This window comes from Mesorhizobium sp. M7A.F.Ca.US.002.01.1.1, from assembly GCF_004022955.1.
GTDB classification, from domain to species: domain Bacteria; phylum Pseudomonadota; class Alphaproteobacteria; order Rhizobiales; family Rhizobiaceae; genus Mesorhizobium; species Mesorhizobium ciceri.
The window spans coordinates 1-10066 of sequence record NZ_RZQE01000201.1 but is presented as its reverse complement, the minus strand read 5'-3'; the positions used below and the strand labels follow the sequence as shown (position 1 = coordinate 10066).

At 62.8% G+C, this 10066-nt stretch carries 8 protein-coding genes; all 8 read left to right on the top strand.

Features of this window, described 5'->3' with window-relative positions; all coding sequences use genetic code 11:
* On the top strand, positions 1 to 701 hold a 701-nt coding region (locus tag EN932_RS19540), incomplete at its 5' end, for an MFS transporter (protein WP_164890542.1).
* Between the two features lie 144 nt (positions 702 to 845).
* Positions 846 to 2018, top strand: coding sequence for an MFS transporter (locus EN932_RS19535; protein WP_128368986.1), 1173 nt, complete (start codon positions 846 to 848; stop codon positions 2016 to 2018).
* A gap of 66 nt (positions 2019 to 2084) precedes the next feature.
* Positions 2085 to 4157 carry a prolyl oligopeptidase family protein gene (locus EN932_RS19530; protein ID WP_127384789.1) on the top strand — a complete coding sequence of 691 codons (2073 nt, stop codon included), beginning with the start codon at positions 2085 to 2087 and terminating at the stop codon, positions 4155 to 4157.
* Between the two features lie 68 nt (positions 4158 to 4225).
* The gene (locus tag EN932_RS19525; protein WP_082826679.1) at positions 4226 to 4366 is read left to right on the top strand and encodes a capsid protein; all 141 of its coding nucleotides are present in this window, start codon (positions 4226 to 4228) and stop codon (positions 4364 to 4366) included.
* A gap of 48 nt (positions 4367 to 4414) precedes the next feature.
* Entirely contained in the window at positions 4415 to 5794 is a 1380-nt protein-coding gene (locus EN932_RS19520; protein WP_127365792.1) for an aspartate aminotransferase family protein, read from the top strand.
* A 142-nt stretch (positions 5795 to 5936) separates the two neighbouring features.
* Entirely contained in the window at positions 5937 to 6302 is a 366-nt protein-coding gene (locus EN932_RS19515; protein WP_127384790.1) for a hypothetical protein, read from the top strand.
* Positions 6303 to 6383: 81 nt separating this feature from the next.
* Positions 6384 to 7028, top strand: a complete 645-nt coding sequence (locus EN932_RS19510; protein WP_024501290.1) for a cytochrome c oxidase assembly factor Coa1 family protein — start codon at positions 6384 to 6386, stop codon at positions 7026 to 7028.
* A gap of 193 nt (positions 7029 to 7221) precedes the next feature.
* A complete protein-coding gene (locus tag EN932_RS19505; protein WP_127369755.1) occupies positions 7222 to 9657 on the top strand; it encodes an FAD-dependent oxidoreductase in 2436 nt (811 codons plus the stop codon).
* The last annotated feature ends 409 nt before the right edge of the window (positions 9658 to 10066 follow it).

Genomic DNA, 10066 nt, shown 5'->3' with positions numbered 1-10066 from the left:
CGCTGACCCTGCTCGGCACGTCGGGCTGGGCGCCTTTCATGGTCGGCGTCGCCGGTTTCGCGCTCTGCGCGGTGATCCTGCACGCCGTCTCGTCAAAGCTCACCGGCTTCGAGGATGACGGCCAGCCTGCCAGCGGCCTTGTCGGGTTTGCCAAAATGGCGCCGGCGCTGCTGCTTGCCGTGCTTGTCTCGGCGGCGGTCCAGCAGAGCACCTATGCGCTGGTCCCGGTCTTCGGCGCCAGCTATGGCCTGGCGGAAGCCGTTCTGGCCTCGCTGGTGATGGCGCTTTCCCTCGGCAACATCCTGCTGCAGATACCACTCGGCCTTCTGGCGGAGCGTTTTGGCGGCCGCGCCATGATCATCGTCTGCGCACTGGCAACAACCGTTTGCGCGCTTTTGCTGTCTCTGCTGATCACAACGCCGTTGATCTGGGTGGTGCTGCTGGTGATGGGCGCGGTCGGTTACGGTGTCTACACCATGGCATTGGTCGAACTCGGCAGCCGGTTCAAGGGCTCTGTGCTGGTCGCCGGCAACGCTGCCTTTGCGCTGATGTGGGGCGTTGGTGGCATCGTCGGCCCACCCGGTGCGGGCCTGCTCATGCAAGGCATCGGCCCACTTGGGCTGCCGGTGGTTATTGCCGCTCTCGACGCGGTGCTGGTGATGTTCGCGCTGTACCGCTCATCCATGCGCCGAGCTTCCTGATAAGCCCAACCTCCTGACAGGCCCAGCCTCCTGACAGGCCCAGCCTCCTGACAGGCACTGTCTGGAGCAAGCAGTTTTCGCCCGCCAGGGGCTTACCTCTGCGCAACTCAATCGCTAATCCTGCAGCCCGACAGCGGTGCGTACATGAATTTGGTTGAATCGAACAAGGACGAGACGATGCAATGGGCGGCGATCACCGGTGTGATCGCGACCGTCTCGGTGTTCGCCATCGCGCAAGGGTTGTCCTATCCGCTGCTGAGTTTCATCCTGCAGCGCCAGGGCGTTTCGCCAGCGATGATCGGCTTGTCGGCGGCCATGACGCCGATTGGCTTCATTCTGTCATCGCCGTTGATCCCGGCGCTGGCCCGCCGATTCGGGGCAGGGCGCACCGCGCTCACCTGTGCGGCCCTTTCGGCTGTCGTGCTGGCGCTGATCGGCTGGACGCAAAATGTCTATTTGTGGTTTCCCCTGCGCTTCCTGATCGGCGTCGTGACCAATCCGCTCTATGTGCTGAGCGAGATCTGGGTGATCGCGCTGGCACCGCCGGCCCGACGCGGCCGCGTCATGGGTGTCTATTCGACGATCATCTCGGCCGGTTTCGCGACCGGGCCACTGTGCCTGCTTGCAGTCGGCACTGAGGGCTGGCCGCCCTTCCTCGTCGGCATTTTCGCCTTCGTGCTGTGTGGCATTTGCCTGGCCTCGGTGCTGCCGCGTTTGCCCAAGGTCGACGAGGCCGGGCACCAGGTTTCCGTCCTGGGTTTCGTGCCGCTGGCGTGGCTGCTTTTGTTCGCCGTCATAGTCGCCGCCGGCTTCGAACAGGGTGCGTTGGCGTTGCTGCCGGTCTATGGCACCCATCACGGCATCACCGAAACCCGCATGTCGGCGCTGCTGTCGGTGATGATCGCCGGCAACATCGCCATGCAGGTGCCGCTCGGCCTTTTGGCGGAAAGGCTTTCCGCGCGCCTGGTGCGGCTTGCCTGCGTCGCGATCACGGTGCTCGGCTGCGTCCTGCTTCCGCTTCTCATCGAGTCGCCGCTGATCTGGCCAATGATCTTTGTCTGGGGCGCGGTTTCCTACGGCATCTACACAATGTCGATCATCGAGCTCGGCGAACGCTTCACCGGCTCCGCACTGGTCGCCGGCAATGCGGCCTTTTCCTTGATGTGGGGCGTCGGCGGCATCGCCGTGCCGACGCTGGCGGGGGGCGCCATGGATGTTATGGGCGCCGGCGGACTGCCGATCACGCTTGGGCTGCTGTGCCTGGCGCTGGCCATTGCGAGCCTCGCTGGTCGGCGGAAAGCCTCAATTGTGCGCTGAACATGGTGAATATCGACGGCCTGTCGGCGTTGGCTTTTTCAAAGCAACGCGTTTATCGGAGACCTCATGACCAAGCCTGCCACCCAGACGCCGAATTCCGCCCCCACGACCGACGATCCCTTTCTCTGGCTGGAGGACAGGACGGCCAAGCAGTCATTGGACTGGGTACATCGCCAGAACGAGATCACGGTTGGTGAATTGCAGGGCGATCCGTTCTATCAGGCGTCGTTCCAGACCGCGCTCGACCTGATGACGGCCGAGGACAACATCGCTGTCGGCGCGGCAAAAGCCGGCCATGTCTACAATTTCTGGCAGGACAAGACCAATGTGCTCGGCCTCTGGCGCCGCACGACCGTCGCTTCCTACAAGACCGAGAAGCCCGACTGGGAAACGATCATCGACTTCGACCAGCTTGCGGCGGAGGAAGGGATAAAATGGGTTTTTGGCGGCGCCAGCCGGCTCTATCCCGACTTCAACCTTTGCCTTGTCTCGATGTCGCCGGATGGCGGCGACGCCAGCGAGATGCGCGAATTCGACATCGCGACCAAGTCGTTTGTCGAGGGTGGGTTTCGTGCACCCGCTTCCAAGTCGGGTTTCAGCTGGCTGGATAAGGACACCGTGATTGTTTCGGCCGCTTTCGACGAGGCCGACAAGACCGAGTCCGGCTATCCGCGAATCATAAAGCTGTGGAAGCGCGATACCAAGCTGGAAGACGCAACGCCGATCTTCGAGGCGCAGAAAGAGGATCTCGCCGTTGGTGCCGCTGTCGAGTACGACGGTGACAGACGCTATCTGGTCCTGGCTCGAACGCTGAATTTCTTCGCTTCGCACATCTTCCTTCGGCTGCCTTCCGGCGAAAACAAACAGCTGCCGCTACCGGACGACATGACCGATACGGCAATATTCAGGGATCAGCTCGTGTTCGGCGTGCGCAGTGCATGGACGGCGCCCGACGGCACGGTTTGCAAGCCCGACGGCCTCTATTCGCTGGACCTGGCGCGCTGGGTCGAAACCGGCGCGATCGGGCCTGTCGAAACCTTGTTCGAGCCGGCCTATCGCGTTTCCATAGCCGGCATTGCCCGCACGCGGGACCGGCTGTTCGTCAGCCTGATGGACAATGTGCGCGGCAAAGTCGTCGTCTGCGAGCGCATGGATGGCAACTGGTCGCTGAAACCGGTGGCGCTGCCCGAAAATGGCAATGTCGGCATCAGTCATGCCGAGCAGTTCGGCTCGAGTGTGTCCTTCTCCTTCACCGATTTCCTGACCCCGAGTTCGATCATCTGGTCCGACGACAATGGCGAGACGCTCGCCACCGTGAAGTCGCAGCCGGCGCGTTTCGATGCCTCGCCGCTGATCTCGGAACAGTTCGAGGCGCGCTCCAAGGACGGCACGATGATCCCCTATTTCGTCGTCAGGCGGCGCGACCAGAAAGGTCCGGTGCCGACGCTGCTTTACGGCTATGGCGGCTTCGAAGTGCCGCTGCTGCCCGGCTATGCCGGCGTGCGTGGTAAGCTGTGGCTGGAGAAAGGCAATGCCTATGTGCAGGCATGCATCCGCGGCGGCGGCGAGTTCGGCCCGGCCTGGCATCAAGCGGCGCTCAAGGGCAATCGCCAAAACGGATTCGACGATTTCGCAGCGGTCGCGCAGGACGTCGTCAAGCGCGGCATCGCGACAGCAAGCTCGCTCGGCATCCAGGGTGGTTCGAATGGCGGCTTGCTGACCGGCGTTTCCTTGACGCAGCATCCCGAGCTTTTCGGCGCCGTCATCATCGAGGTGCCGCTGCTCGACATGCTGCGTTACGCCGAATTGCCGCCTGGAGCCTCGTGGATGGCCGAATATGGCGATCCGTCGAAACCCGAAGACGCGAAGTGGCTTTCAGCCTACTCGCCCTACCAGCATGTCGACGCCGCTGCCGCCTATCCGCCTGTGCTGCTGACCACATCGACCGCTGACGATCGAGTCCATCCCGGCCATGCGCGCAAGATGGCCGCCCGCTTGCAGGAAGCCGGCCATGCGAGGACGCTGTTCTTCGAGGAGACCGAGGGCGGCCATGGCGGGCGTGGCGACCGCCGGCCGCAGGCGGCGCAGACGGCGATGAAATATGTCTTCCTGCAAAGGGCGCTGACAGCCAAGGCCTAGAGTCATTCAGTTATGGGCCAAGCAAAGGGTGGTTCTCCTCGAGCAGCCTTTGCTCTAAGGTGGCTTCCATGGCTCTCGTCAGGACGTTGATTGACGCATTTGAGGCTCGCGCATTGCGGGTCGCGGTGACGCCGTCACCGCGCACGCTGCGCGCCGAGCTTTTGCGGCTGTGTGCCCGCATCGGCTATTCGCCACCTCTCTGCCTCTGAAGCATTCGCCCCGGCTTGGCCGGATAGAATCCAGAGGGAAGATCAGACATGACCTATCAGAATTATTCGCTGACGCAGCTTCAGCAGATCGACGCCGCGCATCATCTGCATCCGTTCACCGACCACAAGGAAATGCGCGGGGCCGGGTCGCGCATCATCACCCATGCCAACGGCCCTTTCATCTACGATTCCGAGGGGGCTGAAATCCTCGACGGCATGGCCGGGCTGTGGTGCGTCAACATCGGCTATGGCCGTGACGAGCTGGCCGAGGCCGCCTATGCCCAGATGAAGGAACTGCCTTACTACAACTCCTTCTTCAAATGCTCGACGCCGACGCCAGTGCTGCTGTCCAAGAAGCTGGCGGAGATCGCGCCGAAGCACGTCAACCAGGTATTCTACGGCTCTTCCGGGTCGGAAGCCAACGACACCGCGCTGCGCCTCGTGCGCCACTATTGGGTGCTGGAGGGCAAGCCGGAGAAGAACCGCATCATCTCGCGCAAGATGGCCTATCACGGCTCGACCGTTGCCGGCACCTCGCTCGGCGGCATGGATGGTATGCACAAGCAGCTCAACGGTGCGGTGCCCAACATCGTCCATGTGATGATGCCCTATGCCTATGAGCTGGCGCTGCCTGGCGAGAGCGATCATGATTTCGGTCTGCGCGCGGCCGGGGCTGTCGAGGAGGCGATCCTCGAAGCCGGCGCCGACAAGGTTGCCGCGTTTATCGGCGAGCCGATCATGGGAGCCGGCGGCGTGAAGATACCGCCGGCGAGCTATTGGCCGGAAGTGCAGCGCATCTGCCGTAAATACGATGTCCTGCTGATGCTGGACGAAGTCATCACCGGTTATGGACGCACCGGCGAATGGTTTGCCGCACAGACACTCGGCATCGAGCCAGACACGATCACCACGGCCAAGGCGCTGACCTCGGGCTATCAGCCGCTGTCGGCATTGCTGGTTGGCGACCGCATCGCCTCGACGCTGGTCGAGAAGGGCGGCGAGTTCAACCATGGCTACACCTATTCCGGGCACCCGGTGGCCTGCGCCGTGGCGCTGAAGAACCTCGAGATCATCGAGCGCGAAGGGCTGGTCGACCGCGTCCGGAACGACACCGGCCCTTACTTCGCCAAGGCGTTGCAGGAGCGCATTGCCGGACATGATCTGGTCGGCGAGGTCCGTTCGATCGGACTGATGGGCGCGATCGAGATCGTCAAGGACAAGGCGACCAAGGAGCGGTTCCTGCCGGCTGGAAGTGCGGCGGTAACCGTGCGGGATCACGCCATCACGAATGGCATGATGCTGCGCGCCACCGGCGACACGATGATCCTGTCGCCGCCGCTGATCTGGACCCGCGATACGATCGATATGGCCTGCGACCGCATCTCGAAGGCGCTGGATCTGGCGCAAGCCGATCTTCGCAAGCGGTAGAACTCGACCCCTTGGCTGGGCGCTCTTCGGCGGGCGCGCCCAGCCTTGAGACCATGCCGAAGCGGCGAGGGAACGAATTCCATCACAAGCGCGTAGTGTGTGGGGCAGCGGCTGATTCGGCCGCCACAAGGGGTTTGTTTCCATGAGAAAAACCGGCAAGAGCCGACGGACGCGAGAAGCGGCCAGCATCGGCGGCGACCTGATGCTGGCGCCGCTGGTGGCGATGATGCGGCTGCCGTTGATGGCCATGGATGGCGCGAGCCGCCAGCCATGGAGTACGGAGACGGCGCGTGCGGTCAACGAGAAGACCGCCGCTATGGCCGAAGGCGCGTTTGCGGCACAAATGTCTTTCCTGCAATCGGCATCGCGGTTCTGGCCGGAAGTCTTTTCCGGCCGCACGCCGTCGCTGTTCAACGGGGTTGCGGCGGAGCGCTCGATCAGCGCCGCGCTGAAGCCGGCAAGCCGTGCCGTGAAAGCGAATTTTCGCCGGCTGTCCAACAAGACCTGACCGGGGTTGCAAAACTTTGATTTTGCGCATCGAGGAGCGCATGCGCTAGAATCAGTCCGTACGTTACCGATTGGGGACATGATGGCCGGACAACCGCTCAACCAGCCGGCTGAAATTCCAGCCGAACTCGACCGCTGGAACTGGGGCGCCTTCTTCCTCAACTGGATCTGGGGCATCGGCAACAGCACCTTCATTGCGTTGCTGGCGCTGATCCCTGTCGTCAACATCATCATGATCATCGTGCTGGGCGCACGCGGCAGCCGCTGGGCCTGGCAGAACCGCGCCTGGCGCGACCCGGAGCAGTTTCGCAAGACGCAGCGCAACTGGGCAATCGCCGGCCTTGCCGTCTGGGTGGTCGGGATTGGCGGCTGCGCGACGATGGTCGGCAGCATTCCCTACGTCCTGAAAGGCAGCGATGCCTATCTCATGACGATGGACAGGCTTCGCGCCGACGACCGCGTCAAGGCGGCGTTGGGTGATGATTTGACCGACAGTTTCTGGGTCGGCGGCCATCTCAACGTCGATGCGAATGGGGCTGGTGACGCCCAGTTCGGCATTCCGGTCCACGGCGCCAGGGGCAAGGGCACGGCCTATTCGACGGCTGTCCGGACAGCCGGCACGTGGAGCCTGCGCCTGCTGGTCGTCAGGGTCGAGGGAGCCGATGCGCCGATCGTGCTGATCAACGAAGATCATGTCCCGATCCCGAATGCTGCAATCGGAATATAGCTGGGCAAAACGCAAAAAAGCGGCCTGAACGCGGGCGGGACAGCTGACAGTTCGGCCGGCTTCGTGGCCCAACAGTCGGGTGACCGCTGCAGCGTTCCAGACAAGGAAATATGCTGAAAAGCCGGATGCTGTCTGACAGTATGCGCATGCGTTCATGTGGACCGGTGGCAATTTCAGACAAGGGCACGCGCATATGGTGAGTTCCTTTCGTGCGGTCGTGGTCGGTGGCGGCTGTGTGGGCGCCGGCATTCTCTACGGCCTGGCAAAGCGCGGCTGGACCGATGTGGCATTGCTGGAGCGAACACAGCTTACGGCCGGCTCGACATGGCATGCCGCGGGGCTCATCCCCTCTTACGCGCGCAGCCGCAATGTCGGCCGCATGATCGCCAGATCGATCGCGATCTATGAAGGCCTGGAGGCGGAGACGGGCCAGAACGTCGGCTGGCACAAATGCGGGCAACTGCGCATTGCCAACACGCGCGACAGGCTGGACGAGTACAGAAGCTACATGGACGTTGCCGAGGTCCAGGGAGTGCGGGCCCGGATCGTATCGCCCGCGGAGGCGCGCGAGATCTGGCCGCTGCTCGACAACAACACCATGCTGGGTGCCCTCTACCATCCCGATGACGGCCACATTGCACCCGCCGATGTCACCCAGGCCATGGCCAAGGGTGCACGCGACCTCGGCGCGAAGATCCATCTTGATACCGAGGTCGTGGGTTTCGAGCGGATGCCGAGCGGCGAGTGGAGAGTCAAGACCTCACGCGGCGAGATCGTCTGTGAACATGTCATCCTTGCAACAGGCAATTACGCACGCCAGACAGGCGCCATGCTGGGCCTGGACATTCCCGCGATTCCGATCCTGCACCAGTATTGGATCACCGAGGCGGTTCCCGAAATCGTGGAACGCAAACGGCTTGGTCTTCCGGAGATGCCGATCCTCAGGGACGAGGGTTACGAGGGCTATCTGCGCGAAGAGGGAGACGGGCTGATGTTCGGTCCCTATGAGCGCACCGAGCAGCTCAAGCTGTTCGCCGAAAACGGCGTCCCGGAATGGTTCGGCGCCGATCTGCTCGATGAAGATTTCGATGCCGTTTCCTGGAACTGGGAGCGCGCCACCGAACTGGTTCCCGCGCTCGGGCGCGCCGGCATCAAGCGCAATGTGCGAGGACCTTTCCAGATGACGGCCGATGAGCTGCCGCTGATGGGGCAGGCGTGGGGCCTGGAGAATGTCTGGCTCGCCGAAGGGGTGCCGGGGGGCATCCTTTGGGGCGGTGCGATTGGCTACTACCTCTCCGAACGGATCGTGGAGGGTGGCAACAGCATCGACACGGCGGAGCTGGATCCCCGCAGGTTCGGCCGCTATGCCAACAAGAACTGGACCCGGGCCAAGGTCCGGGAAGCCTGGGGCACCCACGCCGTACAGCACTATCCGGGCCAGGACATGCCGGCGGCGCGACCGCAGAAAACGGCCCCGTCCTATGACCGCCTAAGTCAGCTTGGCGCGGTATGGGACGTGTTGAACGGCTGGGAGATGCCGAGCTGGTTTGCGCCCGCGGGTGTCGAGGCGCGCAATGTCTACAGCTGGCGCCGGACCCCCAAGGGGAACCACGTCGCCGCAGAGGTCCAGGCTGTCCGCCAGGCCGCCGGTCTGGTCGAGATGACACCAATGACCAAGTTCGAGGTCGGCGGGCCGGGCGCCGAGGGCTGGCTCGACGGAATCCTGGCCAACAGACTGCCGCGTCCCGGTCGTGTCGCTCTTGCCCATCACCTGACGCCGACCGGCGGCGTGCAGGCCGAGTATGTGGTGGCGCGGCTGCAGAGCGACCTGTTCTATCTCATATCGACGCCGCGCGCCGAACGCTGGAACCTTGACGATCTCGACCGGCTGTTGCCGAAGGACGGCAGCGTGCATCTGCGCAACGTCACGGAGGATCGCGGCAGCTTCACGGTGATTGGGCCGAAGGCGCGCGACATACTGCAGCCGCTGACGGAGATCGACCTCTCCAACGAGGCCTTCCCATGGTTCAGCGTACAGTCCGGCACCGTCGGCATGGCCAGCGACGTACGGCTGCTGCGTGTCAACTATTCGGGTGAGCTGGGATGGGAACTCTATCATCCACTCTGCTACCAGCGGCATTTGCTGGATGCGCTTCTGGCATCGGGAGAGGCACACGGGCTGAGGCTGGTCGGACTTCAAGCGCTGGAATCGCTTCGTCTCGATAAATCCTACCGGGCCATGTACCGCGATATGAACCCCGAATTGTCCGCCTGGGAAAGCGGCCTCGAGCGCTTCATCAGCCTCGACAACAGGGACTTCATCGGCCGGGCGGCACTGGTCGCGAAACAGCAGCAGGTTACACGCCGGATCGCCACACTGTCGATCGACACGGATGGTGCGAGCGCATTCGCCTTCGAGGGCGTTTACCGCGAAGGCGAGCTCGTCGGCCACATCACCTCGGCGGGCTATTCCTACACTTTTGGTCACGACATAGCACTTGCGCTGCTGCCCCTGGAACTTGTGTCGCCCGGTACCGAGCTCGAGGTTTCGATCCTCGGCGAGCGCCGCGCGGCAAAGGTGATCGCCGACTCGCCCTATGATCCGGAAAGCGCCCGCGGGCGCATGTGAGGTATCCCGGAGTACAGTTTCCGGTTCATCGATGTCTCAAACGTGCTGCAGGGTAAAACGCAAAAACCGCGCTCCATCGGGAACGCGGTTTTGCCAGATACGCATGGCGCTTCGCTACGCAAACACTTTGCGAAACTTATGGCACTTGTCGAAACTTACGGGCTCCGGTACGCGAGACCTGATCCGGAGCGCCGGACGGATGAGATGTCCGCCTCACAGTCCGTTTTATAGGGACATCGTTACCGCGGAGTTATCGAGAGCTTAAGCAAATCTAAATTTTCATTTTTTCCACCGAAGGAAACCGGAAAAATCCGCCAAATCCGCCAAATCCGCGGGTTACGCCGGGCTACCCCTGAGAAAATTAATTATGCCGGAGAAATCGACGCCGCCATGTCCCTGGGCGTTGAAC

What these genes read in the sequence shown, in the direction of transcription:
- EN932_RS19505 (WP_127369755.1), top strand. Translation starts at nt 7,222, where the DNA reads ATGGTGAGTTCCTTTCGTGCGGTCGTGGTCGGTGGCGGCTGTGTGGGC.
- EN932_RS19535 (WP_128368986.1), top strand. Translation starts at nt 846, where the DNA reads ATGAATTTGGTTGAATCGAACAAGGACGAGACGATGCAATGGGCGGCG.
- EN932_RS19515 (WP_127384790.1), top strand. Translation starts at nt 5,937, where the DNA reads ATGAGAAAAACCGGCAAGAGCCGACGGACGCGAGAAGCGGCCAGCATC.
- EN932_RS19530 (WP_127384789.1), top strand. Translation starts at nt 2,085, where the DNA reads ATGACCAAGCCTGCCACCCAGACGCCGAATTCCGCCCCCACGACCGAC.
- EN932_RS19525 (WP_082826679.1), top strand. Translation starts at nt 4,226, where the DNA reads ATGGCTCTCGTCAGGACGTTGATTGACGCATTTGAGGCTCGCGCATTG.
- EN932_RS19520 (WP_127365792.1), top strand. Translation starts at nt 4,415, where the DNA reads ATGACCTATCAGAATTATTCGCTGACGCAGCTTCAGCAGATCGACGCC.
- EN932_RS19510 (WP_024501290.1), top strand. Translation starts at nt 6,384, where the DNA reads ATGGCCGGACAACCGCTCAACCAGCCGGCTGAAATTCCAGCCGAACTC.